This window comes from Anaeromyxobacter sp. (genome assembly GCA_016718565.1).
In the GTDB taxonomy this organism is placed as follows: Bacteria; Myxococcota; Myxococcia; order Myxococcales; family Anaeromyxobacteraceae; genus JADKCZ01.
Genome location: JADKCZ010000001.1, coordinates 1,015,980 through 1,042,447, shown reverse-complemented (window position 1 = coordinate 1,042,447; position 26,468 = coordinate 1,015,980). Strand labels below are relative to the sequence as shown.

The window sequence follows — 26,468 nt, the reverse complement described above, 5'->3', positions numbered from 1 at the left end:
TCCTCCGCCCTCATGCCGCACCTCGCCCCCTCACCCGCCTCCACGCCCTCCGGCAAGCCGGCGGCCGCGGGCGCGCTGCTGGTGGTGGACGTCACCGACGAGCTGGTCTCGGCCCGGGGGCCGGTGGCCGGGCTCCAGCCGATGCAGTTCGGGCGGGTGCTGGACGCCCAGGGCGCCACCGTGGCGCGCGTCATGATCCTGCGGGTGCTCGACCAGGGGGTGCTGGCCAGCGCCATCGCCGGCAAGGAGCGGATCGCGCGCGGCGCGACGCTGCTGTTCGACGCGGCGCCGGCTAGCCCTTGACGCCGCCGGCCGTCAGGCCGCCCACCAGGTACTTCTGCAGGTAGAGGAACAGCGCCACCACCGGGAGGGAGACGATGATCGACCCGGCCGCGAAGTAGCCCCACTGCTGCTGGAAGCCGCCCACGAAGAAGCGCAGGCCCACCGGCGCGGTGTACATCAGCTCCTGGTCCATGAAGGTGGCCGCCAGGATGAACTCGTTCCAGGCGGTCATGAAGCTGAAGAGCGCGGTGATGGCGATGGCCGGCATGGCCAGCGGCAGCACGATGCGCCAGAAGATCATGCCCGGCCCGGCCCCCTCGATGATGGCCGCCTCCTCCAGCTCCTTGGGGATGGTGTCGAAGTACCCCTTGAGCATCCAGACCGAGAAGGGCACCGAGGTGGTGGCGTAGACGATCACCAGGCCGAACTTGGTGGAGCCCAGCCCGAGCCACTGCACGATGATGATGTAGATGGGGATGAGGGTGAGCACCCCGGGGAACATCTGGGAGACCAGGAAGCTCATCATGCCGGCGCGGCGCCCCGGGAACTTGAAGCGCGAGAAGGCGTAGGCGGCGGTGCAGGCCAGGAAGACCCCCACCACCGTGGTGGCCACCGCGATGACGGCGCTGTTCCAGATCCAGCGGGCGAAGGGCTGGTCGGCCATCACCGAGACGAAGTTGGCGCCCGACCAGCGGGCCGGCCAGGGGGTGATGGCGCGCAGCCGGTCCCAGGAGGTGGGGTCGGCCGGCAGGTCGGTGATGGAGAGGCTCTGGTTGCCGGAGAAGGCGATGGTGACCACCCACAGCACCGGGTAGACGGTCACCAGCACCACCACCGCCAGGAAGGCGTGCAGCCACCAGTGCGGGATGTGCTCCTCGCGGCCCGAGCGCGCCATCAGATGGCCTCCGTGGCCCGGGTGACCCGGTTCTGGAAGGTGCCGTACACCAGCAGGATGGCGAAGATCACCACCGAGTAGGCGGCCGCGTAGCCGTAGCGGTAGCGCTCGAAGGCGAACTTGTAGGCCTGGGTGATGAGGATCTCGGTGGCCCCCTCGGGCGCGCCGGCCGTCACCAGGTAGATGATGTTGAACATGTTGAAGGTCCAGACCACCGAGAGGATGACGGCCGGGACCAGCGCCGGCCGGAGCGACGGCAGGGTGATGGCCTTGAACTGCTGCCAGCGGGTGGCCCCGTCCACCCGGGCCGCCTCGTAGATGTCGGCCGGGATGGACTGCAGGGCGCCCAGCGACACCACCATCATGAAGGGGAAGCTGAGCCAGCCGTTGGTGGCCAGCGCCGTCATGAAGGAGGTGAAGGGCTTGTCGAACCAGGACATGGGCTCGACCCCGAACAGCGCCAGCGCCTGGTTCACCACCCCGAACTGGCGGTGGAACATCCCCTTCCAGATGAGGGCGGTGATGTAGTTGGGCATGGCCCACGGCAGGATCAGCACCACCCGGTAGAAGGGGCGCAGCGCCAGCCCCTTGGTGTTGAGGATCAGCGCCAGCAGCAGGCCGAAGCTGACGCCGAAGGTGACGTTGGTGACCGTCCAGACGATGGTGAAGAGGAAGGTCCAGTAGAAGTTGAGGTAGTTCCAGACCAGCGCGCCGTCCTCGCCGCGGCGGGCGATGCCGAAGTCGCCCAGGATGGCGGCGTAGTTCTTCAGGCCGACCCACAGCTCGGAGAGCGGGGCGCTGGTGTTGTAGATGTTGCTGTCGGTGAAGCTGAGGACCACGCCGTAGAAGAACGGGAAGAAGACCAGCACGGTGGTGCCGATCAGGGCCGGCGCCACGTAGGCGTAGGCCTGGCGGTGCTGGCGCAGCGCCCGCCAGCCGGCGGCGAAGGCCCCCAGGCCGGAGAGCAGCAGCACCAGCAGCCCCACCAGGCCGGCCGCCAGGGCCGACCCGCGGGCGTCGCCGCGGGCGGCCCGCGCCACCTCGTCCACCGCCGCCTCGTCCGGCTCGCCGGCGGGGGTGAGCAGGCCGCGCGGCCTGCGGTCCAGGCCCACGTCCCACAGGCCGGGCTGGAGCGCCGGCTCGGCCGCCAGCCCCTGGCTGGCCAGCAGCGCCGCCGCCAGCGCCCCCTGCTCCCTGGCCTGCTCGGCCACCGCCGCGGTGCCGTCCCGCGCCGCCTGGGCCAGCCGCTCCACCGACCCGGACCCGAAGCCGGCCGCGCTCACCGCCAGGAAGGCCAGCGAGGCCAGGAGCAGCCCGCCGCGCCGCGGCGTGCCCCGCCGGGTGGCCACGAACAGCGCCGCCACCGGCGCCAGGACGTACACCAGCGGGATGAGCGGCGAGGGGGGCGCGGTGGGCGGCGGCGGCGGGGTGGTGACCCGCACCAGGCCCACCACCTGCCCGTCCTCCAGGAGCGGCGCGGCCAGCTCCCGCCCGCCGCTCTGCAGCCGCTCGATCTCCAGCTCCGGCTTGGGCGAGCCGCCCTCGGCGTTGCCGGCCAGGTTGGAGCCGAGCCGCTTCCACTGGTCGTAGAGCGGCTTCTCGTCCTTGCCGAGCCGCCGCGGGGCCGCCGCCTCGCCGGCGTCGGCCGCCGCGGTGGAGGCCTCCAGCGCCGTGCCCAGCACCACCCGCGCCTCGGTGCCGGCCGGCTGCCCGGCCTGCCACCCCTGCAGCAGCGCCCGCACCGGCTCGCCGCGCAGGCCGGCCCGCACCACCAGCGCCTCCAGCGACCGCAGGGTGACCACGGCGCGCCGGGTGGCCACCTCCTCGGCCGCCTCGCCGAGCGCGCCGCGCACCAGCAGGGCGGCGCCGCCCACCGCCAGCAGCAGCGCCGCCAGCAGGCCGCCCAGGAAGCGCCAGCGCTGCGCCGGCGCGGGTGCGGGCGCCGGGCTCACTTCGCCTTCCTGAGACCCGCCACGTCCTTCTCCACCGCCTTCTGCGCCACGCCCAGCGCCTCCCTGGGCGACGCGCCCGAGTTCACCTTGTTGAGCGCGGTGGTGGCCGGCGACCACATCATGGTCATCTCGGGCAGGTTGGGCATGGGCACGGCCACCTCCACCTGCCGCTTGAAGGCCGCCAGCACCGGGTCGGCCTTGACGGCCGCGTCGTCGTAGACGGCCCGGGCCGCCGGCGTCTGCCGCCCCTCCAGCGCCATCACCCGGCCGGCCTCGAGGTCGGTGACGTACTTCACGAACTCGAAGGCCGCCTCCTTCTGCTTGCTGGGGGCCGAGATGAAGACCCCCTCCACCGTCATCCACGGGCGGATGGGCTTGCCGCCGGCCTCCGAGATGGTGGGCAGCATGGCCAGGCCGTAGTCGATGTCCCGGCTCACCTCGCCGAGGAACCAGGGGCCGCTGAAGACCATGGCCGCCTTGCCCTCGTTGAAGAGCGAGGTGATGAGCGCGCTCGACGGCTCGGCCGGCAGGAAGCCGGCCCGGGACCAGGCCTGCAGGAGCTCCAGCCCCTTGACGTTCTCCGGGGCGTCCAGGGTGGGCCGGGCGCCCGGCCCGAAGACCGCGCCGCCGAAGCCGTTGAGCAGCGAGGCCACGTAGTAGAAGTCGCCGTAGGCCCATGCCAGCCCGAACTTGCCGGCCGCCTTGTTGCTGAGCTTCTTGCCCACCGTGACCAGCTCGGCGGTGGTCTTGGGCGGCTGCTGCAGGAGCTTCTTGTTGTAGATGAGCGTCAGGACCTTGAAGTTGAACGGCAGGGCGTAGAGGGTCTTCTTGTAGGTGAGGGCCTCCACCGTGGAGGGGATGAAGCGGGCCTTGACCGCATCGTCCACGAAGAAGTCGATGGGCTCCACCGTGTTGCCGGCCTCGATCCAGCCGCCCATGCGGTCCTGGGCGTAGATGAAGACGTCCGGCCCCTTGCCGCGCGGCACCGCCGCCGAGATCTTGTCGGCGAAGGCGTCGAAGGGCACGGCCAGCGTGGTGACCTTCACCGTGGTGGACGGCCTGGCGTTGTAGGCGGCCGCCACCTTCTCGAAGGCGGACTTCTCGACGCCGCGGTAGGCGTGCCAGACCACCAGGTCCTGGGCGGCGGCCACCGCCGGCAGGGCCAGGAGGGCCAGGAGGAGCGAGGCGGAGGCGGGCGAGGCGGGTCATGGGGATCTCCCGGGGTGGGCGCGGAGGGTGGTCAGGCGCCGAGCCGGCGCTCGGTGCCGGCGTCGAAGAGGTGCAGGGCGTCCAGCTCGAGCTGCACCTCGAAGGTGTCGCCGCTCGCCACCGGGCGGTGCGGGTCCTGCTTGAAGACCAGCGGCTCCTCACCGGAGCGGGCGTGGACCACCACCTCGTCGCCCAGCGGCTCGGCGATCTCCACGGTGATGGTGAGCGGGGCCGCCTCGCCGCGCGGCGCGCGGCCGGGGGCGGCCAGGTTCTCCGGCCGGATGCCGGCCACCACCTTCAGGCCGTCCTGGCCGGCCAGGGTGGCGCGCAGGGCGGCCGGGGTCGGCAGGGTGAAGCTGCGGGTGACCAGCCGGGTGCCGCCCTCGGCCACGGTGGCGTCCACGAAGGTCATGGGGGGCGAGCCGATGAAGGCCGCCACGAAGAGGTTGGCGGGCCGCTCGTAGAGCTCCAGCGGCGCCCCCACCTGCTGCAGCTTGCCGGCGTGCAGGACGGCGATGCGGTGGCCCATGGTCATGGCCTCGACCTGGTCGTGGGTCACGTAGATGGCGGTGACCTGCAGCCGCGCCTGCAGCTTCTTGATCTCGGCGCGCATCTGCACGCGCAGCTTGGCGTCGAGGTTGGAGAGCGGCTCGTCGAAGAGGAAGACCGAGGGCTTGCGGACGATGGCCCGCCCCAGCGCCACCCGCTGCCGCTGGCCGCCGGACAGCTCCTTGGGCTTGCGGTCCAGCAGGGGCTCGATGCCCAGGATCTGGACCGCCTCGCCGATGAGCCGCGCCATCTCGGCGGCGGGGGTCTTGCGGATCTTGAGGCCGAACTCCAGGTTCTGGCGCACCGTCATGTGCGGGTAGAGCGCGTAGCTCTGGAACACCATGGCGATGTCGCGGTCCTTGGGCGGGACGTCGTTCACCACCCGGTCGCCGATGGAGATGGTGCCGCCGGTGGTCTCCTCGAGGCCGGCCACCATGCGCAGGGCGGTGGACTTCCCGCACCCGGACGGGCCGACCAGCACCATGAACTCGCGGTCCTTGACCTCGAGGTCGAGCCCCTCGATGACGCTGACCTCGCCGAAGCGCTTCGTGACGTCCTTCAGTACGACAGCCGCCATCGGCGTTCCCCTCTCGGTGCTGGTGCGCGGTGCGGCGACATTTTTTCATTTCTCGTAAGAATCGCACGCACGGCGTGGTGTCCAATTGGGGTGCGCCGGAGGGCGCGTCGTCCAGGCCTGCCGTCGGCGCTCCCGCCTCCCTGCCCCCCCGTGGCGCCCCCGGCGGGGCTGATCCTTCGGGGCCCGGTCGAACCGGGGCTGCGGTCCGCCGCCGCCAGCCTGGAGACGGCGCCGCGAGCGGCGCCATTCACCCGGTCGCCGCGCCCCCGGACCCGCCCGACCCGGCCGCGGCCTCCGAGCGCGCCAGCTGCCGCTCCACCGCCGCCAGCGCCGGTGGAGGAAAGAGCTCCGGCCGGACGTGCCTGGCCAGCGCCAGCACGGCGCGGGCGCACTGGAGCACGGGCAGCGCCAGCGCGCGGTCGAGCTCGGCGGCCTCGGCCGGCAGGGCCTTCTCCAGGCGGCGCACGGGGTCGAGGTCGTCGAGCGGACCGGCGGCCTCGGGCGACAGGCCGGCGCGGAGCAGCGTGACGAGATGGGACACCGCGCCCACCCGCACCAGCGTGTGGCCGGAGAGCCGCTCGCCGCGGGCGTACCGCCCGGCGCCGACCACCAGGTTGGTGAGGAGCTGCCCGGCCTCCCAGGCGGGATCCACCGGGCCGGGCGCCGCCGCCTCGGTGGCGCGGCGCACCTGCGCCAGCCTGGGGCCCACGTCGGCCCGGTCGAGCAGCACGGTGTAGCGGTTGATCCGCGCCAGGGCCAGCTCGTCGAGGTCGAAGACGGCGAACTCGGCCAGGTGGCCGCTGCCGTAGAGCACCTTCAGGCCGTGGGCCGTCTCCCGGAAGGAGAGCGCGATCCCGGCCGCGTCGGGCAGCCAGCCCAGGTCTCGGCGCAGCCGCTCCTGCGCCCCGGGCCGGGTCACCACGAAGAAGTCGTGGTCGGAGAAGGCGTCGGGCAGCGGCGGCAGGCCGGAGGTGGAGCCGAGCGTGACCAGCCCGAGGACGTCGGGGTCGGCGGCCAGCCGCTCGAGGAGCTGCGCGGTGAAGGCGTAGTGGGCGTCTGGGAGCACGGCGCCATCCAAGCACCGCGGCGAAGCCGGGGACAGGACCCCGTGGGGACCGCGGCAGCGGCAGCGACTTCGGCCCCGATCCCGGGCGGCCCCCTCACCCCGGCCCTCTCCCCCACGGTGTGGGGGAGAGGGAGAGCGGACCACGGCGACTGGGACCGCGATCCCGACCGCGATCCCGACCGCGATCTCGACCGCGATCCCGACCGCGACCTCGACCTCGACCGCGACCGCGACCGCGACCGCGACCTCGACCTCGACCTCAGCCCTTCAGCCGCCGCGGCGCTCCCTTCGCCCCGGGCGCCTGGCCCCGGTCGAGCTGGAACGCCCCCACCATCCCCTCCAGCGCCTGCGCCTGGCTGGCCAGCTCGCTGGCCGCCGAGGAGGACTCCTCGGCGCTGGCGGCGTTCTGGTGGGTCACCTTGTCCATCTCGCCCATGGCGTGGCTCACCTGGTCGATGCCGCCGGCCTGCTCCTTGGTCCCCTCGGTGATGGCCGCCACCGTCTCGGTGACCTTGCCCACCACCGAGGCGATCTCGGCCAGGCGGACGGTCACCTCGCGGCTCACCTCCTCGCCCGCCTCGGCCTGCTTCACCGACTCGCGGATGAGCGCCTCGGTCTTCTGGGCCGCCTCCTTGCTGCGCAGCGCCAGCGAGCGGACCTCCTCGGCCACCACCGCGAAGCCGCGCCCGGCGTCGCCGGCGCGGGCCGCCTCCACCGCCGCGTTGAGCGCCAGCAGGTTGGTCTGGAAGGCGATGTCGTTGATGTCCTTGATGATCACCGAGGTGCGCTCGGCCGCGGCGCGCACCTGCACCATGGCGCCGCTCATCTTCTGCATGGCGCCGGCCCCGTCCTCGGCCGAGCGGCGGGCCGTGTGGGCCAGCGTGTCGGCGGCGGAGGCGTGCTCGGCGGTGCGCCGGGTCAGGGCGCCCATGGCCTCCAGGCTGCTGGTGGTCTCGGTGAGGGCCGAGGCCTGCTCGGAGGCGCCGCTGGCCACCGCCTGGCTGGAGGAGGCGATCTGCCCGGCCGAGGCGTTGAGCTGGTCCACCGTGCCGGCCACCTGGGCCAGGGCGTCGTGCAGCGCCTCGGCGGCGCCGTTCACCGAGGTGGTGATGCGGGCGTGGTCGCCCTGGAAGTGGCCGGTGACCCGGGCCGTGAGGTCCCGCCCGGCCAGCCGCTCCAGCACCTGGGCGGCCTCGCCCACCGGTGCGATGACCGCGTCGAGCGTACGGTTCACGCCCTCCACCACGTGGCGGTACTGGCCCTGGTGGCGGCCGGCGTCGGCGCGGGCGGTGAGCCGGCCGGCCACGGCGGCGCCGGCCAGCTGGTCGGCGTCCTCCACCAGCGCGTCGATGGCGCCGATGCAGCGGTTGAGGTTGACCTTCAGGGTGTCGAAGTCGCCGGGCCAGCGCTCGGCGAACTGGGCCGGCACCTCGCCGCGGGCCAGCAGGTCCACGCAGGCCGCGGCCGCGCCGAGCGGCCCGGTGACGGCGTCCAGGGTGGCGTTGACGCCGGCCACCAGGGACCGCCAGTCGCCCCGGTAGGGCGCCGCGTCGGCGCGGGTGGCCAGCCGCCCGGCCACCGCTGCGGCGGCCAGGGCTTGCACGTCGCCGGAGAAGCGGGCCAGGTTGCCGCGCAGGAGGTCCAGCCCCTGGTTGGCGGCCACCAGCTTTCCCGGCAGGCGGCGCAGCTCGGGCTTGAAGTCGCCCTCGGCGTAGCGGGTGAGGATGGCCAGGATCTCCTGCAGCAGCTCCACGTAGAGCCCCACCGAGCCGTTCACGCCGGCGGCCAGCTGCCGGTAGGCCCCCTGGAACTGCGCCTCGTCCACCCGGGCGCCGGTGTCGCCGGCGGCGTGGCCGGCCGCCAGGGCGCCCAGCCCGTCGCGCAGGCCGGACACCGAGTCGATGACGGCGTTGACGCCGTCGCGGATGCGGGCGAAGTCGCCCTGCCAGGGGGCGTCGAGCCGGGCCGGGATGTCGCCCTGGGCGATGCTCCCCATGGCCTGGGCCGCCGCCTCCACCGGCGCGGAGACCGCCGCCATGGTGCCGTTGAAGCCGACCACGATGGGCCGGAACTCCTCGGGCACGGAGCCCTCGTCGGCCCGGACGTCGAGCCGGCCGGCGGCGGCGGCGGCGGTGAGCTGCTCGGTCTGCGCCACCAGCCCGCGGATGGCCTTCTCCAGCGAGCGGCCGATGACCACCCCCAGGCCGACCAGCAGGACGGCCGCCAGCCCCAGCGCGATCAGCTGCCCCTGGCCCTGGCGCGCCCGGGCCTGGTCGGCCCCGATCCGGGTGGCCTCGGCCTCGGCGCCCACCGCGGTGAGGAGCGTGGCGATGGCCTGCTCCATCGGCAGCGAGAGGTCGTGCAGCTCGCGCCACTCGATCCAGAGCCGCGCCTCCACGGCCCTGCCCGCCGGCGTCTCCATCCCACCTGCGGCGGTGAGGCGGGCCCGCTCGGTCAGGGTGGCGCGCAGCAGCCGGGCCCGGCGCAGCCACTCCGTGGCGTCGGTGCGCACCGTGGGCCACGCCGCCTTCACCGCGGCCGAGAGGTGCAGGGCGTCCACCGCCTCGATCCCGGCGGCCACCCGCGCCAGCGCGCCATCGGCGCCCTCGTCGAAGACCGTGGAGTCGCCGTGGCAGTCGCGGCAGTCCTCCGACTGCAGCACCACCCCGGTGTAGCGGGAGAGCCCGAGGGCGTTGAGGAAGCGCTGGGCGTCCTTGAACCCGGACTCGACGCCGGCCAGGGCCCGGGCCTCAGGCAGCTGAGACTCGGTCGCAAGCTCCAGCTGGGCGCCCAGGCTGGCCAGGCCGACCCAGGCAGACAGCGTCAACCCGGCCGCCACCACCAGCGCCGCACCGAAGCCCAGGAAGATCTTGGTCCGCGTCTTCAGCTGTCGCATCGTCCCCACCCGTGACAGGGCCGAGTGGCCCGCCCCCCCCCTCCTTGCACGATCCTTACCGGCCCGAAGGGGCCGAACCTCACCGCCAGGATGGGGCGGGCGGCCCCAGGGGCGGGTACATTCCGCGCCATGGAACCACGCACCGACCTGTGGCTGCAGAACCTGCTGGACGAGCGGGACGGCGCCGCCCTCTACGAGGGGCTGGCCAGGCACGAGAAGGACCAGGGCAAGGCGCAGAGCTTCCGCGAGCTGGCCGAGGCCGAGCGGCGCCACGCCGAGATCTGGATCCGCAAGCTGGAGAAGCTGGGCGTGGCCCTCCCGCCGGACCGCCCCTCCTCGCGCGTCCGGGCCCTCATCTGGCTGGGGCGCCGGCTCGGCTCCGACGCGGTGGTGCCCATGATCCTGGACGCCGAGGCCGGCGACGCCGACAAGTACGACGCCCAGGGCGGCGACGCCTCCGCCATCGCCGACGAGGAGCGGGCCCACCGGGTGGTGCTGGTCGGCATGGGCAAGGACAAGCCCACCGGCGCGCGCGAGCTGATCGCGGTGCGCGAGCGCTGGCACGGCGCCTCCGGGCGGGCCGGCTCCATCCGCGCCGCCATCTTCGGCATGAACGACGGCCTGGTCTCCAACCTGTCGCTCATCCTGGGGGTGGCCGGCGCCGGCGTGGATCCGCACACGGTGGTGCTGACCGGCTTCGCCGGCCTGCTGGCGGGCGCCTTCTCCATGGCGGCCGGCGAGTACAGCTCGGTGGCCTCGCAGCGCGACCTCCTGACCCGCCAGGTGGAGCTGGAGCGGCGCGAGATCGAGGAGGCGCCGGAGGAGGAGGCGGCCGAGCTGGCGCTGATCTTCAAGCAGAAGGGGCTCTCCACCGAGGAGGCCTCGCGGGTGGCGGCCGGGCTGCTCAAGAACCCGGCCGCGGCCGCCGACACGCTGGTGCGCGAGGAGCTGGGGCTCGACCCGGACGACCTGGGCTCCCCCATGGGCGCGGCGCTCTCCTCCTTCCTGATGTTCTCGGTGGGCGCGCTGGTCCCGCTGGCCCCCTTCCTCCTCACCTCCGGCACGCCGGCGGTGGCGGCGGCCTCGGTGCTGGCCGGGCTGGTGCTGGCCGGGGTGGGTGGCCTGGTGGGCTTCCTCTCCGGGACCTCCATCACCCGCTCGGCGGCGCGGATGCTGGGGCTGGCGGCGCTGGCCGCCGGGATCACCTACGCGGTCGGCCGCGCCTTCGGGGCCACGGTGACGTAGCCTCCGGTCCCGGCCGGGTCGAGGACGCCGGGTCCCGGCGCACCGGGTCCAGGGCACCCAGGGGTCGTGGCGCCAGCCCCAAGGAGCAGGGTGAGGGCGGTGACGCTGAGGGCGCGGACCAGGGCGCGCAGGCGCTCGAGCCAGCGGAGGAGCTGACGCCAACGGGGGAGTCCGGCGTGCGGCAGCCCGTGGCGGCGCGGTGCGGCGGCGAGTGACGTCACGGCGGCCTCCCGGGTCCAGGTGAGCGGACGCCTGCCGCTCACCTTGTGGACAGGGCGCCGGCCCGGACCTGACACCCCGACCCGCCGGAGGCGGCCCGCCGCTACCAGTCGCGCTCGGCCACCAGCGCCGCCAGCTCGCGGTGCAGCACGGCCTCGTCGTCGAGGTTCACCTCGACCAGCCGGCGCAGGTGCTCGATGGACTCGAGGTCCAGCTCGTCGCACTTCACGCCCACCTTGCGGCCGTTGACGTGGGCCACCTCGCCGTCCATGCGGATCTGGCTGTCCCCGGCGTCGAGGCGGATGACGAGGGCGCAGGTGTCGCCGGCCTTCACCGCCGCGCCGGCCGGCAGCTCCACCAGCGCGCCCTTGAGCGAGACGTCGTGGACCTCGCAGTCGAGGCGCCGGACCTTCAGGTCCAGGACCGCCGGGCTGTGGAAGGTGATGCGCGAGAAGCGCCGGATGGCGGCGTGGCCGGGCTGGCTGGTCATGGTCTCACCTCGGGCCCATGCTCGCCGGTGGCGGGGGCCGGCGGCAAGCGGTTCGAAGGGGACCTCAGGCGCTGGCCTCGGGTCCGGCCGCCTGGCCCAGGTCGCGGTCGGTGCCGCTCACGTGCGCCTCCAGCCAGGAGGCCACGAAGCGCGCCACCCCGAGGTCCACCAGGGCGTCGGCGCCGCGGCGCGCCAGCTCGTGCGACACCACCTCGAGGTCGTCGAGGAAGCGGCGGTGCTCCAGGGCGTGGCGCTCCAGGCTGGGCGCCCCGACCTCCCGCAGGGTCCGCTCCTCGGTCTCGAAGAGCACCACCGCCACCTCGGCGAGGCGGGCCAGGTGGGCCCGCGTCTCGGGCGCCCGGCGGGAGCGGGCCGCCTCCACGAGGTGGGTGGCGCGGCGGAAGAGCTCGAGCTGGTGGGCGTCGATCTCCTCGATGCCGGTGGCGAGGGACTGGTTCCAGCCGACGTGCATCCAAGGCCTCCCTGACGACTGCGTGTGCCCCCCGGCGGCCGAGAACGCTACCCGGTCCGGACCTCGCCGGACAAGCCACCGCAGGGTCCCGGAGGTCGGAATCACCGGTCGGTCGGGTGCGAGCGCGGACCAGCGCCACCTACCTCCCCCGCCCCGGCGGCGGACCCCGGGACGGGCGCCACCGCGGAATGTTCGCGCGCCGCCCCCGGGCGAGGCAGGCTCTGCCGATGCAGACCTCGCTCCTCGCCCTCGTGCTGGCCGCCTCGGCGCTGTCGCGCCAGGGGGCCATCGCCACCGCCCACCCGCTCGCCAGCCAGGCGGGGGCCGAGGCCCTGCGCGCCGGCGGCAACGCCGTGGACGCCGCGGTGGCGGCCGCCTTCGCCCTCTCGGTGGTGCAGAACGAGTCCTCCGGCATCGGCGGCGGCGGCTTCGCGCTGGTCTGGCTGGCCAAGGCCGGCACGCTCACGGTGCTCGACTTCCGCGAGGTGGCCCCGCAGGCCGCCACGCCCGACATGTTCCTGGTGGACGGGCAGGTGGACCCGCGCCGCTCGCGCCAGGGCGGCCTCTCGGTGGCGGTGCCCGGGGCGGTGAAGGGCTACGCCGAGCTGGCGCGCCGCTTCGGCCGGCTCCCGCTGCCGCGGCTGGTGGAGCCGGCGGCCCGGCTGGCCGAGCGGGGCTTCGCGGTGGGGCGGCAGCACGCCCTGGCTGCGCGCGAGGTGCTGGCCTGCCTGCGCGCGGATCCGGGCGCCTCGGCGGAGTTCCTGCGGGCGGCGCCGGCGGGCGCGGTGGGCCAGGCGGGCTCGGCGGGGCGGGCGCCCGGGGCCGGCGACCCGGCCGAGGCCGGCGCGCGCCAGCCGCTCCTGGCCGGCGACACGCTGCGGCGCCCGGCCCTGGCCCGCACGCTCAGGCTGCTGGGGCGCGATCCGGAGGCCTTCTACCGCGGGCCGCTGGCCGAGCGGCTGGTGGCGGCGGTGCGGGCGCAGGGCGGCGTGCTCACCCTTTCGGACCTGGCGGCCTACCGGACGGTGGAGCGGGTGCCGCTGCGCGGGCGCTACCGCGGCCATGAGGTGGCCAGCGTCCCGCCGCCGTCGGCCGGCGGGGCCATCGTCATCGCGCTGCTGCAGGCGCTCGACGAGGCGCCGCCCTCGGCCGGCTACCGCCCGGTGGCCGAGCTGCACGCCTTCGTGGAGGTGGAGAAGCGGCTCTACGCGCAGCGGGCAGGCCGCTTCGCCGATCCGGCCTTCCTGCCCTCCGCCGACGCCGCGGCCCGCGAGCTGTGCCGGCCGGAGGCGGCGCTGGCGCTGCGCGCCGCGGTGGGCGAGCGCGCCACCCCGGCGGCGGCGCTGGCCCCGCCCGCGCCCGGCCCGGCCGGCGGCGACCACACCACCCACCTCTCGGTGGTGGACGCCGAGGGGAACGCGGTGGCCCTCACCACCACGGTGAACGGCTACTTCGGCAGCTGCCTGGTGGCGCCCGGCACCGGCGTGCTCCTCAACGACCAGATGGACGACTTCGACGCCGCCGCCGGGGTGCCCAACCAGTTCGGGCTGGTGGGCACCGGCGTCAACCTGCCCGCGCCCGGCAAGCGGCCGCTCTCCTCGATGGCCCCCACCCTGGTCTTCGACGCGCAGGGGCGGGTGGTGCTGGCGGTCGGGTCGCCGGGGGGCGCCACCATCCCCTCCACGGTGGCCCAGATCATCATGCGCACCCTGGGCGACCAGATGCCGCTCGCCCAGGCGGTGTCGGCCCCGCGCCTGCACCACCAGTGGCTACCGGACGTGGTGGTGGTGGAGCCCTTCGGCCTGGACGCCGCCTCGGCCGCGGCGCTGGAGGCGCGCGGCCACGCCCTCACCTTCCGCAGCCGGCCCTTCGGCAACCCGCAGGCGGCCGCCATCGACTGGGCCACCGGCCTGCGCGAGGCGGCCAGCGAGGGGCGCGCCGAGGGGCTGCCGGCGGCCCCCTGAGGGCGCGCCCAACCAGCTGATTTCGTTGAGGACCTGAAATGTTCACACCGTCGGGCGGAATCTCGCCCGACGCGATGCGTTAAACCCCCGCCGCCGAGGATGGGTGCTGGTCATCCCCCGAAGGCGCAGGAGGTGAAGCGATGTGGACCATGAAACAGGCCGGGGCCGCCTTCGACTCGAAGGCCACCACGCTCTTCCGGCTCATCACCGACTGGATCGTGAAGCTGCTGGTGCCGCTCTCCATCGTGGCGCTGATGATGGGCGTGGCGCGCGTCTTCCTCGACCTGTGGCACGTCTTCAAGAGCCCGGACATCGGGACCGGCTTCGACACCGTGGTGACCGACATCCTCTCCATGTTCGTGGTCATCGAGCTGCTGAAGAGCCTGGTGGAGTACTTCGAGGTGCACCGGCTCAAGCTCACCTTCATCCTGGACGCGGCGGTGGTCTTCCTGCTGCGCGAGGTGATGATCGGGCTCTACCGCCACACCATGGACGGCGCGCTGCTGGCCGGCGTGGCCGCCCTGCTGGCGGTGCTCGGGGCCTTCCGCGTCGTGGCCGTCCGCTTCCCGCCGGAGGTGGCCCGTGCCGCGCCGCACCCGGGCTGAGCCCACGGCCCACCACCGGCCGCTCCCCGAGCTGCTGGCCTGGGCGGGCGCGCGGCTCGAGCCCCCGCGCCTGCCGGCCCGGCTGCGCGCGCTGGCCGAGCGGCCCGGCGTCCGCCGGCTGCGGGCGCTCCTCTTGCGCCGCCGGCGGGAGCTCCTGGCCCTGGGCCTCGCCGTCGGGATCCTGCTGATGGTGATCCACTGGGCCTGAGGGCCTGGGCCCGGCGCCGCGGCTACTCCCGGTCGCCCTCGTCGTCGCCCACCAGGCCGGGGCGCTCCTCGGAGTCGCCCTCCTCGCGCAGGCGCGCCCGCCCGGCCGCCTTCCTCGAGCCACGCACCAGCTGGCGCCGGGCCGCGTAGTAGCGCGACACCGACGGCAGGCTGAAGCGGTTCATGGTGACGCTGTGGGTGCAGATGGCGTTGAGCCGGTCGATGTCGATGAACCACTCGGGCAGGAAGACCGGGCCCACGCACAGCCCCTCCTCGATGAGGTCGCGCACCAGCTCGGCGTCGTCCACCCGCATCTTGCCGGCCAGGAAGGCGCGCACCAGGTCGAGGTCGCGCTGCTCGATGGCGGCCCGCAGGAAGTTGAAGGTGCGGCAGTAGCCGCGCTGGTAGGCGGCGTCCTTGGTGAACGGGGCGCCGCCCTCCACCACCCCGCCGCGGAAGACCCGCTCGCTCATCTGGGCCGCCTTCTGCGGCGGGAAGCGGGCCAGCAGGTAGCGGTAGACCTCCAGGAAGTCGGCGCCGCGGGCCGCCATGTCGATGGCGATGGTCCGCTCGCCCAGCTCGATGTAGCGCTCGTCGGTGATGTTGCCGGTGAGGTACTCGGCCACGATGCCGCCGCCCTCCTGCGACTCGGTGGAGCCGGGCAGCCCCACCCCCAGCACCCGCAGCACCGGCTGGCGGAAGCCGTTCAGCGAGGTGAGCACGTGCCACAGCCCCTCGTGGTGGGCCAGCGCCCGCACCTGGCGCGGCGAGAAGCGGGCCCCCTTCTTGAGGGTGATGCGGGTGGCGCCGGCGGCGGCGTTGGCGGTGAGCCGGTCGCGCACCACCACCGAGACGTGGCCGCCCAGCAGCGGGGTGCACAGCTCGCCGACCAGCCGGGCCGCCTCCTCGGCGTCGAAGGTGGGCTCCTCGTCGCGGGCGCGCGGGCGGGCCGCCCACAGCCTGGCGATGGCCAGGTTGTCGGCGTTGTGGTCGGGGAAGCGGTCGCGCGGGTCGCCGTAGAGGCGGCGCGACAGCTCGTAGAACTTCTTGGTGCCGCGGGCCCCCAGCATGCGGGCCAGCCCGGAGAGCTCGTCGCACTTGCGCCGCAGCAGCTCCTCCACCGGGTTGCGGCCGCGCAGCTTGCGCTTGATGCGGCCGAGCTCCCGGGCGGTGGCCTCCGGCTCGAAGCCCAGCGGTGGGTACTCCGGGCGCGGCAGCTCGCGGGCGCCGTGCTTGAAGAACCGCTCGTGGACCCTGGGCCCCCAGTTGATGGCGCGCAGGACCTTGATGGGCCGCTGGGCCTGCAGGATCTCGTCGGAGAGGGAGCGGAGGACCTCGCGCGGCACCGGGGGACGCTAGCACGGTCCGCGCCGCGGCCGGCCGGGGCGGCGCGCGGACCGGGTGGCGCGGCGCGCTCGCGCCGGCGGGCAGCGATCCCGGGCGGTTGGCGCCCCGGCGGCGCGGCACGCCGCCTGCTCTCCTCGCTGGCCAGGAGGAGCACCCGCCATGAGCCGGATCGAGTCCATCACCATCGCGCCCACCACCGGGCGCACCTCCACCCCAGGCCGCTTCGAGGCGGCGCTGCAGGGGGCCACCCGCACGCTGGCCAGGGGCGTGGCCGGCGCGGTCGAGCTGGCGGCGCCGGCCGTCCCCTTCGGCACGGTGCTGGCCGGCGCGGTCCGCGGCGCGGTGGGTGGCGGCGCGGGCGGCGCGGCCGGCCTGGCGGGCTCGGGCGGCGGCGCCCGGCTGGCGGCGGGTGGGGGCGCGGCCGCGGTGGCAGGCGGGGGCGTGGCCGGCGCGGCGGAGGCCGGCAGCGCGGGAGATCTCCTCGAGGCCACCCGGGTGCTGCAGCAGGAGGCGCAGGCCATGAATCTCCAGTACCTGCAGCTGCAGGAGCAGATGCAGCGCGAGAGCCGGGAGTTCACGGCGCTCACCAACGTCATGAAGGTGCGCCACGACTCGGCTCGCGCCGCCATCGCCAACATCCACTGAGCCCGCCCGCCGTGCCCCTCCCCGCCCTCGGCCCTGCCGCCGCCGCGGCCAGCGCCCCCTCCGCCGCGCCGCCGGCCGGGGCCCGCTTCGGCCCCCTCCTGGCGGCCCGGCTCCGCCCGCCCCCGCCGCCTGCGGCGGCGCCCGCGCTCCCGCTGGCGGCCGCGCTCCGCGGCGTCGAGGCCGCCCAGGCCCGGCTCGAGGCCGTGGTGACGGCCGCCCGGCGCGGCCAGGTCTTCACCGCCGGCGAGCTCCTGGCCCTGCAGGCCGAGGCCCACCGCTTCACCCAGGCCCTCGACGTGGCGGGGAAGCTGGTCGAGCAGGGGGTGTCGGGGCTCAAGCAGGTGCTCAACACGCCGCTCTGAGGAGGCCGCCGTGGACCCCTGGGAAGGCAGCACCCAGCCGAGGCCTCCGCGCCCGGCCCCGACCTCGCCGGACGCCCTGGCAGAAGGCGACGAGCTCCCCTCCTCTCGCGGGCGCGGTCCGCGGGCTCCTGCATGGGGGCTGCGCGCGCTCCTGCTCGCCGCATTGGCCGGTGCGCTGGCCGGCTGCGGCGAGGAGCCCCTGCTGCACGACCTCGCCGAGCGCGAGGCCAACCAGGTGCTGGTGGCGCTCGACGAGGGCGGCATCGCCGCCGTGAAGGTGCGGTCCGAGGGGAGCGAGGCCGGCTGGACCGTGGCCGTGCCGCGCGGCGAGGGGCCGCGCGCCCAGCGGCTGCTGCAGGCGCGCCAGCTGCCGCGGCCGCGCCCGGCCGGGCTGGGGGAGGTCTTCGGGCAGGCCGGGGTGGTGCCCACCCCGGTGGAGGAGCACGCCCGCTGGCTGCACGCGCTGGCGGGCGAGCTGGCCGCCAGCGTGGAGGCGCTCGACGGCGTGGTGGAGGCGCGGGTCCACCTCGGGCTGCCGGCCGAGGACCCGCTCCGGCCCGGCGCCCGGCCGGCGGCGCGCGCCGCGGTCCTGGTGAAGTGCCGCCCGGCCGCCTGCGACGCCGTCCGCGCGCTGGAGGGCGGGCTGCGCGCGCTGGTGGCCGGCGCCGCCGACGGCCTCTCGCCCGAGCAGGTGGCGGTGGTGATCGCCCCGGGGGTGGAGCCGGCCACGCCCGCGCCGCCGGCGCGCCGCCCCACCGCCCCGCTGGTGCTGGCCCTCCTGGGCGCAGCGGGCGCCGCCACCCTGGGTGGGCTGGCCTGGCGGGAGCGCCGCCGCCTGGCCCGGTCCGCGTGACCGCCGAGGACAGAAGGCTGGTGGCGCTGGCGGCGGCGCTCTGCCCGGCGCGGGCTGGGGCGCTGCTCGGCCGGCTGGCGGCGGTGGGCCGGCGCGACCTCGCCGCCCTGGCCGCCACCCTGGCCGCCGCGCCGCGCCGCGCCCGGCTGGCCGCCCTGGCCTGCGCGCTCCCCGCCGGCGGGCCCCCGCCGGCCGCGGACGCCCACCCGGTGCTGGCGCGGCTGGCCCGCCAGGCGGACGGCGCGGCCGGAGTCGCTGGTGTGGCTGACGTCGCTGGTGCGGACGGTGGCGCCGGTGCGGGCGAGGTCGCGTCGGTGGCCGGAGTCGCTGGGGTGGCCGGAGTCGCCGGCGCGACCGGGCCTCGGACGGCGGTCCGCCCGGCGGTCGCCGCGGCCGAAGGTGGCGCCCGGATCCAGGGCTGATCCGGCCGGCACGCCGCGTGGAGTGAGGTCACCCCATGGCGCTGCCCTTCGACCTGCCGTCCTGCTCCCGTGGCCACGCCGCCCTCGGCCCCGGCGCGCGGGCCGCCGGGGTGGCGGCCGCCGCGGCCGCGGCCGGGGCCCTGGGCGAGGTCCTCGGCCTCGAGGTGGTGGTGACGGGCAGCCCCCGTCCGGCCGCCCCCGCGCCTGGCGCGGCGGCGGTGGTGCTCGGCATCGAGCTGCCCGCCCTGCCCGGCGCGGCGGTGCTGGAGGTGGAGCCGCTGCTGGTGGCCCGGGTGGTGGCGGCGCTCTCCGGCGAGCGCGGGGGCCCGCCGGGCGCCAGCGCCCTCACGCCCCTGGAGGCCTCGGCGCTGGAGCTGCTCGCCCTGGCGGCGCTCGACGGAGTGGCGGCGGTGGAGCCGGTGGCCGAGCGGCTGGCCCCGCGCCTGGCCCGGCGGGTCTCCTGGCCAGCCTCGCCGCTGGCGGTGGACCTGGAGGTGAGCGCCGGCGCGGTGCGGGGGCGCGCCCGGCTGCTCCTGCCAGCCGCGGCGGTGGCGGCGCTGGCCGGGCCGGCCGTGCTGGCGGAGCCGCTGCTCGGCTTCCCGCTCTTCGCCTCGCTGCGCGGCGGCGGCGCGCCGCTGCTGCCCGCGGAGCTCGGCGCCCTGGCGCCGGGAGACGTGGTGCTGGTGGACCCGCCGCCCGGGGGGCGCCACCGCCTGGTCTTCCCGGGCGGCTTCACCGCCTCCGGCCAGCTGGCCCAGGGCGCCTTCACGGTGGAGGAGACCTCGATGGACGAGCCGCTGGCCGCGATCCCGGTGATGCTGGAGGTGGAGCTGGCGCGCGTGCCCCTCACGCTGGCGGACCTGGCGCGCCTCACCCCCGGCAGCACGCTGCCGCTCACCCTCGACCGGCGCGGGCTGGTGACCCTGCGGCTCGGCGAGCGGACGGTGGCGCGCGGCGAGCTGGTGGACGTGGAGGGCGCGGTGGGCGTGCGGGTGCTCTCGGTGGAGGTGGCGCCGTGAGCCCGCTCACCTGGCCCGCGCCGCGCCCGGCCCTGCTGCTGCTGGGCGGCGCCGCCCTCTGCGGCGCGCTGGCCTTCCTGCCGGGCGAGCTCGGGCCGCTGGCCGCCCGGGCCGGCCTGGCCGCGGCCGGGGTGGGGGCGGTGGCGGCGCTGGCGCGGCGGCGCGGGCCGGCCGCGGCGGCCGGGGCCGGGCTCCGGGTGACCGGCCGCGCCGGCCTGGGGCGCGCGGCCGCGGTGGCGCTGGTGGAGGTGGACGGCCGGCGCTTCCTGCTGGGCGTGGGGGAGGGCGCGCCCGAGCTGCTGGCCGAGCTGGAGCCGGCCGGTCAGGCGCGGCGAGCCGGCGCCCGGGAGGCCGCGTGACCCCGCTCGTGGCCGCGCTGGCGCTGCCGCCGCCCGGCCCGCTGGCCGCCCGACCGGCCGAGCTCCTGCTCCTGCTGGGCGCGGCTGCGCTCCTGCCCATGGTGCTCGTCACCTGCACCTCCTTCCTCAAGATCGCCGTGGTGCTGTCGGTGGTCCGCTCGGCGCTCGGCGCGCCGCAGGTGCCCCCCTCCACCGCGGTGACCGGGCTGGCCCTGGTGCTCTCGCTGGCGGTGATGGCGCCGGTGGCCGAGGCGGCCTGGGCCGCCGCCGCCTCGCAGCCGGTGGCGCCCGGCGCCGAGGGCGCGCTGGCGGCCGGGGCGCGGGCCCTCGGACCGCTCAAGCAGTTCCTGGCCCGCTTCGCCCGGGCCGACGACCGCGAGGCCTTCCTGGACCTGGCGCGCCGCCTGCGCCCGCCCGGCCGCCAGGCCGAGGCCGGGCCCGATGACCTGGCCGTGCTGGCGCCGGCCTTCATGGTCTCCGAGCTGCGCCGCGCCTTCACCGCCGGCTTCCTGGTCTTCCTGCCGTTCCTGGTGGTGGACCTGGTGGTGGCCAGCGTGCTGCTGGCGCTCGGCCTCACCCAGCTCTCGCCCACCTCGGTGGCCCTGCCGCTCAAGCTCCTGCTGCTGGTCTCGGTGGACGGCTGGCGCCTGCTGGCGCGGGGGCTGGCCCTCGGCTACGCCACCGAGAGCGGTGGCCCGTGACCGGCGCCGTCCTGCACCTGGGCCGCGAGGCGCTCTGGCTGGCGCTGCTGCTGTCGGCGCCGCCCCTGGCCGCGGCGCTGCTCACCGGCCTGGTCACCGGGCTCTTGCAGGCGGTGACGCAGGTGCAGGAGCAGGCGCTCGGGGTGGTGCCGCGCCTGCTGGCGGTGCTGGCGGCGCTGCTGGTGGCCGGGCCCTGGATGGGCGGCCACCTGGCCCGCTTCGCCGGCGAGGTGCTGGCGCTGGCCGCGCGGGGCTCGCCGTGAGCGCGCTGGCGCCCGGCCAGCTCGAGGCCGCGCTGCTGCACGCCCTCCGGCTCCTGCCGGTGGCGGCGCTCGCCCCGTTCCTGGGTGGGCCGCTGGCCCCGCCCGTCGTCCGGCTGGCCCTGGGCGGCGGCGCGGGGCTGGCGGCGTTCCTGCTCGGGGGGGCCCGGCCGGTGGAGGCCTCCGGCCTCGAGCTGCTGGCGCTGGCGGCCCGCGAGCTGGCCCTGGGCGCGGCGCTGGCGGTGCTGTCCACCGCCCCGGTGGAGGCGGCCCGCGCGGCCGGCCGCCTGGCCGACACCGTCCGCGGCGCCACCCTGGCCGAGCTGCACGTGGCGCCCATCCGGCAGCACGAGACGGCGCTGGGCGACCTGCTGGTCCACTGGGTGGTGGCCCTGGCGGCGCTGACGGGCGGCTCGCGCCTGGTGGTGGCGGGGCTCCTGGGCTCGTTCGCGGCGGCGCCGGTGGGGGCGCCGCTGGCCGTCACCCCGCTCGCCGAGCTGGCCCTCTCGGCCGCGGCGGCGGTGCTGGCGTCGGCGGTGGCGGTGGCGGCGCCCGCCGTGGCGGGGGTGCTGGCCGCCGACCTGGCCGTCTCGGCGGTGGCCCGGCTGGCGCCGGGGCTGGCCTTGCCCGAGCTGGTGCAGCCGGCGCGGGCGGCGCTGGGGCTGCTGGTGGTGGCCGCTGCGGCCAGCGCCGGGGCCGGCCGCCTGGTGGCGCTGGTGGCGCTCTCGGCCGGGTGGCCCGGGCAGCTGGGGCCCGGGGGCGCGCCGTGAGCGGGCCTCGCACCGAGGCGCCGACCCCGCGCCGCCTGGCCGAGGCGCGCCGCCGCGGCGAGGTGGCGGTCTCGCGGGAGCTGACCGGCGCGGTGGCCCTGGCCGCGGGGCTGGCGGCGCTGGCGGCCGCCGGGCCCGCCCTGCTCGACGCCGCGGCCCGCCTCCTCCGGCGCGGCCTGGGCGCCGCGCTCGGGCAGCAGCCTCCGCCCGCGGCGGCGCTGCTCGAGGCCGCCGGCGCGGTGGCCCGGCTCTCCGCCCTGCCCTGCCTGGCCGCCCTGGTGGCCGGCGCCGCGGCGGGCCTCCTGCAGTCCGGCGGGCTGCTGGCCCCGGCGGCGGTGGCGCCGCGCGCCGGGCGGCTCGACCCGGCCAGCGGCCTGGCCCGCCTGGTCTCGGGCGACCGGCTGGCGGCGGTGGGGCTGGGCCTGCTCAAGGCCACCCTGGTGGCCGGCCTGGCGCTCCTCTGGGCCCGCGGGGCCTTGCCCGCGCTGGCCGCGCTGCCGCGCGCCGCCCACCCGCTCTCGGCGCTGGGTGGGGTGCTGGCCCCGCTGCTGCGCGGGCTGCTGGTGGCCCTGCTGCTGCTCGGCGGCGCCGACCTCCTGCTGGCCCGGCGGCGCCACCAGCGCCGGCTGCGCATGACCCGCGACGAGGTGCGCCGCGAGCAGCGGGAGGACGAGGGCGACCCGGCCCACCGCGGCGAGCGGCGGCGCCGCCACCGGGCCCTGCTCGAGGCCACGCCGGTGGCTCGCGCCACCTGCCTGGTGGTGAACCCCACCCACGTGGCGGTGGCCCTGCTCCACCGGCGCGAGCGGGACGAGCCCCCGCGGGTGGTGGCCAAGGGGCGGGGCGCGGCCGCGCGCCGGCTCCGCTCCGAGGCGCGGCGGGCCGGCGTCCCCATCGTGCGCGACGTGGCGCTGGCGCGGGCGCTCCACCGGCTCGCCGAGGTGGGCGACGAGCTGCCCGAGCCGCTCTACGACGCCGCCGCCGCGGTGCTGGCCCACCTCTACGGCGCGCCGGCCGGGGGCGCGGCGTGAGCGCCCTCGACGCCCTGCACGCCCTGCTGGCCCGGCTGCGCGGGTCCGGCGACGTGCTCTTCGCGCTGGCGGTGCTGGCGGTGGTGGTGCTGCTGGTGGCGCCGGTGCCGCCGGCCCTGCTCGACGCCGGCCTGGCCCTCTCGCTGGCGCTCTCGGCCACCCTGCTCACGGTGACGCTGCTGTCGCGCGACGCGCTGGCCTTCGCCACCTTCCCGGCCCTGCTGCTCCTCACCACCCTGCTGCGCCTGGCCCTCTCGGTCAGCTCCACGCGGCTGGTGCTGACGCGCGGCGAGGCCGGGCGGGTCATCGAGGCCTTCGGGCGGGTGGTGGTGCAGGGCAGCCCGGTGGCGGGCGCGGTGGTCTTCGCCGTGCTCACCCTGGTGCAGCTGCTGGTGGTGGCCAAGGGGGCGGAGCGGGTGGCCGAGGTGGCGGCGCGCTTCACGCTCGACGCCCTGCCGGGCAAGCAGCTGGCCATCGACGCCGACCAGCGGGCCGGGCTGCTCTCCGCCGAGGAGGCGGCGCGGCGGCGCCGGGCGCTGGAGCGGGAGTGCCAGCTGCACGGCGCCATGGACGGCGCCCTCAAGTTCGTGAAGGGCGACGCGGTGGCCGGCGTGGCCATCGTGCTGGTGAACGCCGCCGGCGGGCTGGCGGCCGGCCTGCTGCGCGGCCGGACGCTGGCCGACGCGGCCGGCCGGGCGGTGCTGCTGGCGGTGGGCGACGGCCTGGCCGCGCAGGTCCCTTCCCTGCTCACGGCGGTGGCGGCCGGGCTGGCGGTGACGCGGGTGGCGGCCGAGGAGGAGGGGCGCCGGCTGGGCGGTGAGCTCGGGCGGCAGCTCCTGGCGGAGCCGCGGGCGCTGGGCGCGGTGGCCGCGCTCATGCTGGCGCTGGCGGCGGCGCCGGGCCTGCCGGCCCTGCCCTTCCTGTCCCTGGCGGCCGGCGCCCTGGCGCTGGCGTGGCCGGGCCGGCCCGGCTGGTGGCGGCCGGCGGCGGCAGGTGCGGGGGCCCACCCCTGGCTGCCGCCGTGGGCCCGGGCCTCCCCGGGGCCGCCCGGCGGCCTGGCGCGGGTGCTGCCGGCGGCAGCGCCGCCGCTGCTCGGCGTCGGGGTGCTCCCGTCGGACGCCGCGGAGCCCGGTCAGGCCCCCGAGCCGGCCCTGGTGCTCGAGCTCTCGCACGACCTGCTCCAGCTGGTGCGCGACGGCGGGGACCGCTTCCTGGCGGAGGCGCTGCCCGCCCTCCGCGAGCAGGTGTGGCGCGAGCTCGGGGTGCCCGTGCCGCCGCTCGCGGTGCGCGGCGGCGCGCTGGCCGAGGGGGAGTGGGTGCTGCTCATCCACGAGGTGCCCGCGGCCGGCGGCCGCGCCGCCCCCGGGGAGCTCCTGGCGCTGGCGCCGCCCGACGACCTCCTGCTCGCCGGCGTCCCCTTCGTGCCGGCGCTCGACCAGGGCAGCGGGCGCCCCGCCGCGCTGGTGGCCGCCGCCGACGGCGAGCGGGCCGCGGCGCTCGGGCCGGTCCGCGCGCCGCTGGAGCGCGTGGCCGAGGCCTGCGGCGCCGAGCTCTCTCGCCAGGCCGCGCTGCTCATGGGGCTGCAGGAGTCGCAGGTCCTGCTCGACGGCCTGGAGGCGTCGGCCCCGGCGCTGGTGCGCGAGGTGGCGCGGCAGGTGCCCCCGGCCCTGCTGGCCGAGGTGCTGCGCCGGCTCCTCGAGGAGGGCGTGCCCATCCGGCCGCTCCGCACCGTGCTCGAGGCGCTGCTGGAGGCCGGCGGTGCGCCGCGCGGGGCGGCGGCGCTGGCCGCGGCGGCCCGGCGGGCGCAGCGGCGCCACATCGGCCACCGGGCCGCGCGGGGCGGGGCGCTGGTGGCGCTCCTGCTCGACCCGGAGGCCGAGGGGCTGGTGCGGTCCTCGCTGCTCGGCGAGCACCCGGCGCTGGCCCCGGACCAGGCGGCCGGCCTGCTCGACGCCCTGGCCGCGGCCATCGAGGGCGCGGGCGAGGCGCCGGTGCTGCTGGCCAGCGCCGACGTGCGCCGGGCGGTGCGCCTGCTGGTGGCGCCCCGCTACCCGCGGCTCCAGGTGCTGGCCTACGACGAGCTGCCGCCGGAGCAGCCGGTCCGGCCGGTGGGGCGGCTCAGGCTGGTGGCGTGAGGCGCGGCGCCCCGAAACGCGAGAAGCGCCCAGGCAGCGGGCGCTTCGGCGATGCGGCGAGGTCCGGAGGACGGCGCTCAGGAGCCGGCGGCGATCGGTGGCGTCCCGCCGCCGCCTTGCGCCGGCGCCTGCTCGTCCTCGATCCGGTTGACCCGATCGCGCAGCTCCTTGCCGGTCCGGAACAGGATGCCGCGCTTGGGCTTCACCGGGATCACCTCGCCGGTCTTGGGGTTGCGGCCCTGGTAGCCCTCGTAGTGCTTCACGTGGAAGGCGCCAAGTCCGCGAATCTCGATGTTCTCCCCGCGGCAGAGGGCGTCCTTCATCGAGTCGAAGATCGTCTCGATGGTCGCCTCGGCCTGCTTCTGGGTCACACCGCGCTTCACGACCAGAATGTTGATGAGGTCCGACTTCAGCATCGGCGCTCCGCGTGAGCGGCCCCCCTCTCTGGAAGCCGCTGGAAAAGTGAGGCGAGTCTAGTCGAGGGATCCGAAATCGGCAAGGGTTCCACGGGCATGGCCGGTCGCTGGGCGGCGGGAGCCCCCCTGGCAGGTCCGCCCCACCCCGTCCATCAGGCGCTGGCGCGGCCACCCGGCGCGGCGCCGGAGGCCTCCACCAGCGCGCCGCCGACCGGCGCCGCGCCGGGCGCGGCCGCGCGGCGGGCGTGCTCCTCGTCGCACAGCGCCCGCAGCGTGGTGGCCGCCAGGCGGGCCTCGGCCTCGGCGTCCACCTCGGCCAGCACCCGGTCCACCGCCGCCTCGCCGCCGGCGGGGTGGCGCGGGATCTGGCCGCGCACCGCCAGCCGCACGTCGAGCAGGGTGATGCGCTCGGCCGGCCGGCCAGGCACCAGCCCGCCGCCGGAGAGATCCTCCAGCAGCCTGGCCGCCCGCAGCGACTCGACCACCTCGGCGATGTCCTCGCCGCGCACGCCGAGCCGTCGCACCAGCGCGCCCACGTCGGGCGACCCCCGGCCGCCGCGGGTCCCGGCCGGCGCGGCGCCGCCGCCGCCCTCGTCGAAGGCCAGCGCCACCTCCAGCACCACCCGGCCCGCCAGCACCTCGCGGGTGGTGGGGTGGTCCACCAGCGGGCCGCCGTGCCAGAGCACCGGCGCGTTCTGGACCACGAAGGCCACCCGGGCGCCGAAGAGCACGATGGTCCAGGAGACGTAGAGCCAGAGCAGGAAGGTCGGGACCGCAGCCACCGAGCCGTAGATGACGTGGTAGCGGAAGAAGCGGGTGACGGCCAGGGCGTACCCCCACTTGGCCAGCTCCCAGGCCAGGCCCGCCAGCAGCCCGCCGCCCAGCGCCGCCCACAGGTTCACCTTGGTGTTGGGCACCAGCAGGTAGAGCGTGGAGAAGAAGGCGCAGGTGAGGAGCACGCCGCTGGCCACCGCCAGGAAGCCCAGGCCGGTGCCGCCCAGCCAGGTCCGCACCGAGTGGCCCAGCCAGATGGACCCGGCCAGCAGGAGCGGTCCCACCGTGAGCCCCACCCAGTAGATGACCGCCTGGTCGCGCAGGCGGCGCAGCTTCCTGACGCCCCACACGTCGTTGATGGCCTCGTCCACGCTGGAGAAGAGCGAGACCATCGACCAGACCAGCAGCGCGCCGCCCACCAGGCCGGCCGAGGCGGCGTGGGCGTTGCCCACGAACTTCTCCAGGTAGGGCTCCAGCGTGGCGCGGGCCCCCACCGCCAGGTTGTCGAGCAGGAACTCGTGCACCTGGTCGGCCATGCGCGCCATGCCGGTGAAGGCCTGCACCACCGAGAAGGCCACCAGCAGCGCCGGCACCAGCGCGAAGAGCGACAGGTAGGTGAGCGCCATGGCGCGCACCCGGAGGTTGCCGCCCTGCACGGCCCGGCCGGCCGCGTCGACGCCGGCGCTGGCCAGGCGCCGCAGCCGGTCAAGCCAGGGCGCCTCGTCGGGCTCGACCGGCGGGGCGGC

General features: G+C 76.7%; 27 protein-coding genes. 16 read left to right on the top strand and 11 right to left on the bottom strand.

Translation table 11 applies throughout. The features are described 5' to 3' along the window. The first annotated feature begins 12 nt into the window (after nt 1–12). The gene (locus IPO09_04470; protein MBK9516606.1) at nt 13–303 is read left to right on the top strand and encodes a hypothetical protein; all 291 of its coding nucleotides are present in this window, start codon (nt 13–15) and stop codon (nt 301–303) included. On the opposite strand, the gene IPO09_04465 is transcribed toward IPO09_04470, so the two are convergent. From IPO09_04465 to IPO09_04440, 6 genes are all read right to left on the bottom strand, one after another. Then, entirely contained in the window at nt 293–1,177 is an 885-nt protein-coding gene (locus IPO09_04465; protein MBK9516605.1) for a sugar ABC transporter permease, read from the bottom strand. The two genes, IPO09_04470 and IPO09_04465, sit on opposite strands and share 11 nt — an antisense overlap. Next, nucleotides 1,177–3,063 (bottom strand): sugar ABC transporter permease, encoded by a 1,887-nt coding sequence (locus IPO09_04460; GenBank protein ID MBK9516604.1) that lies wholly within the window; start codon nt 3,061–3,063, stop codon nt 1,177–1,179. The genes IPO09_04465 and IPO09_04460 overlap by 1 nt, the downstream gene beginning before the upstream one ends. Before the next feature lie 62 nt (nt 3,064–3,125). Further along, nucleotides 3,126–4,304: an extracellular solute-binding protein gene (locus IPO09_04455; protein MBK9516603.1), complete on the bottom strand. Its 1,179-nt coding sequence runs from the start codon at nt 4,302–4,304 to the stop codon at nt 3,126–3,128. 65 nt (nt 4,305–4,369) lie between these two features. Further along, a complete protein-coding gene (gene ugpC, locus IPO09_04450; protein ID MBK9516602.1) occupies nt 4,370–5,464 on the bottom strand; it encodes a sn-glycerol-3-phosphate ABC transporter ATP-binding protein UgpC in 1,095 nt (364 codons plus the stop codon). A 247-nt stretch (nt 5,465–5,711) separates the two neighbouring features. Further along, nucleotides 5,712–6,530 (bottom strand): hypothetical protein, encoded by an 819-nt coding sequence (locus tag IPO09_04445; protein MBK9516601.1) that lies wholly within the window; start codon nt 6,528–6,530, stop codon nt 5,712–5,714. Nucleotides 6,531–6,789: 259 nt separating this feature from the next. Then, complete coding sequence (locus tag IPO09_04440; GenBank protein MBK9516600.1) at nt 6,790–9,426, bottom strand: chemotaxis protein; 2,637 nt, start codon at nt 9,424–9,426, stop codon at nt 6,790–6,792. A gap of 129 nt (nt 9,427–9,555) precedes the next feature. Here IPO09_04440 and IPO09_04435 point away from each other — a divergent pair, with 129 nt between their 5' ends. Next, nucleotides 9,556–10,671 carry a VIT1/CCC1 transporter family protein gene (locus IPO09_04435; protein MBK9516599.1) on the top strand — a complete coding sequence of 372 codons (1,116 nt, stop codon included), beginning with the start codon at nt 9,556–9,558 and terminating at the stop codon, nt 10,669–10,671. A 322-nt stretch (nt 10,672–10,993) separates the two neighbouring features. On the opposite strand, the gene IPO09_04430 is transcribed toward IPO09_04435, so the two are convergent. Further along, entirely contained in the window at nt 10,994–11,380 is a 387-nt protein-coding gene (locus IPO09_04430; GenBank protein ID MBK9516598.1) for a PilZ domain-containing protein, read from the bottom strand. A gap of 64 nt (nt 11,381–11,444) precedes the next feature. After that, on the bottom strand, nt 11,445–11,852 hold the full coding sequence (locus IPO09_04425) for a hypothetical protein (protein MBK9516597.1): 408 nt from the start codon (nt 11,850–11,852) through the stop codon (nt 11,445–11,447). Between the two features lie 221 nt (nt 11,853–12,073). Between IPO09_04425 and IPO09_04420 the strand changes: the two genes are divergently transcribed. The 3 genes from IPO09_04420 to IPO09_04410 all read left to right on the top strand — a co-directional run bounded on the left by IPO09_04420 (nt 12,074) and on the right by IPO09_04410 (nt 14,629). Further along, nucleotides 12,074–13,816, top strand: coding sequence for a gamma-glutamyltransferase (locus IPO09_04420; protein MBK9516596.1), 1,743 nt, complete (start codon nt 12,074–12,076; stop codon nt 13,814–13,816). Nucleotides 13,817–13,965: 149 nt separating this feature from the next. Then, nucleotides 13,966–14,421 carry a phosphate-starvation-inducible PsiE family protein gene (locus IPO09_04415; GenBank protein MBK9516595.1) on the top strand — a complete coding sequence of 152 codons (456 nt, stop codon included), beginning with the start codon at nt 13,966–13,968 and terminating at the stop codon, nt 14,419–14,421. Further along, nucleotides 14,399–14,629 (top strand): hypothetical protein, encoded by a 231-nt coding sequence (locus IPO09_04410; protein MBK9516594.1) that lies wholly within the window; start codon nt 14,399–14,401, stop codon nt 14,627–14,629. Before IPO09_04415 ends, IPO09_04410 begins: the two co-directional genes overlap by 23 nt. 22 nt (nt 14,630–14,651) lie before the next feature. Here the strand turns inward: IPO09_04410 and IPO09_04405 are convergent, their stop codons facing one another. Beyond that, nucleotides 14,652–15,974, bottom strand: coding sequence for a DUF1704 domain-containing protein (locus tag IPO09_04405; protein MBK9516593.1), 1,323 nt, complete (start codon nt 15,972–15,974; stop codon nt 14,652–14,654). A 160-nt stretch (nt 15,975–16,134) separates the two neighbouring features. Between IPO09_04405 and IPO09_04400 the strand changes: the two genes are divergently transcribed. The 11 genes from IPO09_04400 (at nt 16,135) to IPO09_04350 (ending at nt 24,532) form a co-directional block, all read left to right on the top strand. Then, a complete protein-coding gene (locus tag IPO09_04400) occupies nt 16,135–16,620 on the top strand; it encodes a hypothetical protein (protein MBK9516592.1) in 486 nt (161 codons plus the stop codon). 11 nt (nt 16,621–16,631) lie between these two features. Continuing rightward, complete coding sequence (locus tag IPO09_04395; protein MBK9516591.1) at nt 16,632–16,982, top strand: hypothetical protein; 351 nt, start codon at nt 16,632–16,634, stop codon at nt 16,980–16,982. A gap of 139 nt (nt 16,983–17,121) precedes the next feature. Continuing rightward, nucleotides 17,122–17,835 carry a secretion protein gene (locus IPO09_04390; protein MBK9516590.1) on the top strand — a complete coding sequence of 238 codons (714 nt, stop codon included), beginning with the start codon at nt 17,122–17,124 and terminating at the stop codon, nt 17,833–17,835. After that, entirely contained in the window at nt 17,832–18,257 is a 426-nt protein-coding gene (locus tag IPO09_04385) for a hypothetical protein (GenBank protein ID MBK9516589.1), read from the top strand. The genes IPO09_04390 and IPO09_04385 overlap by 4 nt, the downstream gene beginning before the upstream one ends. 35 nt (nt 18,258–18,292) lie before the next feature. After that, on the top strand, nt 18,293–19,276 hold the full coding sequence (locus IPO09_04380) for a FliM/FliN family flagellar motor switch protein (protein MBK9516588.1): 984 nt from the start codon (nt 18,293–18,295) through the stop codon (nt 19,274–19,276). Further along, nucleotides 19,273–19,635: a flagellar biosynthetic protein FliO gene (locus tag IPO09_04375; GenBank protein ID MBK9516587.1), complete on the top strand. Its 363-nt coding sequence runs from the start codon at nt 19,273–19,275 to the stop codon at nt 19,633–19,635. The genes IPO09_04380 and IPO09_04375 overlap by 4 nt, the downstream gene beginning before the upstream one ends. An 8-nt stretch (nt 19,636–19,643) precedes the next feature. Beyond that, nucleotides 19,644–20,336 carry an EscR/YscR/HrcR family type III secretion system export apparatus protein gene (locus tag IPO09_04370; protein ID MBK9516586.1) on the top strand — a complete coding sequence of 231 codons (693 nt, stop codon included), beginning with the start codon at nt 19,644–19,646 and terminating at the stop codon, nt 20,334–20,336. Next, nucleotides 20,333–20,599 (top strand): type III secretion system export apparatus subunit SctS, encoded by a 267-nt coding sequence (gene sctS / locus IPO09_04365; protein MBK9516585.1) that lies wholly within the window; start codon nt 20,333–20,335, stop codon nt 20,597–20,599. The genes IPO09_04370 and sctS overlap by 4 nt, the downstream gene beginning before the upstream one ends. Next, nucleotides 20,596–21,366: a flagellar biosynthetic protein FliR gene (locus IPO09_04360; protein ID MBK9516584.1), complete on the top strand. Its 771-nt coding sequence runs from the start codon at nt 20,596–20,598 to the stop codon at nt 21,364–21,366. The genes sctS and IPO09_04360 overlap by 4 nt, the downstream gene beginning before the upstream one ends. Continuing rightward, entirely contained in the window at nt 21,363–22,397 is a 1,035-nt protein-coding gene (locus IPO09_04355; GenBank protein ID MBK9516583.1) for an EscU/YscU/HrcU family type III secretion system export apparatus switch protein, read from the top strand. The genes IPO09_04360 and IPO09_04355 overlap by 4 nt, the downstream gene beginning before the upstream one ends. Beyond that, a complete protein-coding gene (locus tag IPO09_04350; protein ID MBK9516582.1) occupies nt 22,394–24,532 on the top strand; it encodes an FHIPEP family type III secretion protein in 2,139 nt (712 codons plus the stop codon). Before IPO09_04355 ends, IPO09_04350 begins: the two co-directional genes overlap by 4 nt. 77 nt (nt 24,533–24,609) lie before the next feature. Here IPO09_04350 and IPO09_04345 read toward each other — a convergent pair whose 3' ends face one another. Together IPO09_04345 and IPO09_04340 are read right to left on the bottom strand one after the other, a co-directional pair. Further along, nucleotides 24,610–24,948, bottom strand: a complete 339-nt coding sequence (locus IPO09_04345) for an integration host factor subunit beta (protein ID MBK9516581.1) — start codon at nt 24,946–24,948, stop codon at nt 24,610–24,612. A gap of 152 nt (nt 24,949–25,100) precedes the next feature. Beyond that, the gene (locus IPO09_04340; GenBank protein ID MBK9516580.1) at nt 25,101–26,348 is read right to left on the bottom strand and encodes a YihY family inner membrane protein; all 1,248 of its coding nucleotides are present in this window, start codon (nt 26,346–26,348) and stop codon (nt 25,101–25,103) included. Nucleotides 26,349–26,468: the final 120 nt, after the last annotated feature.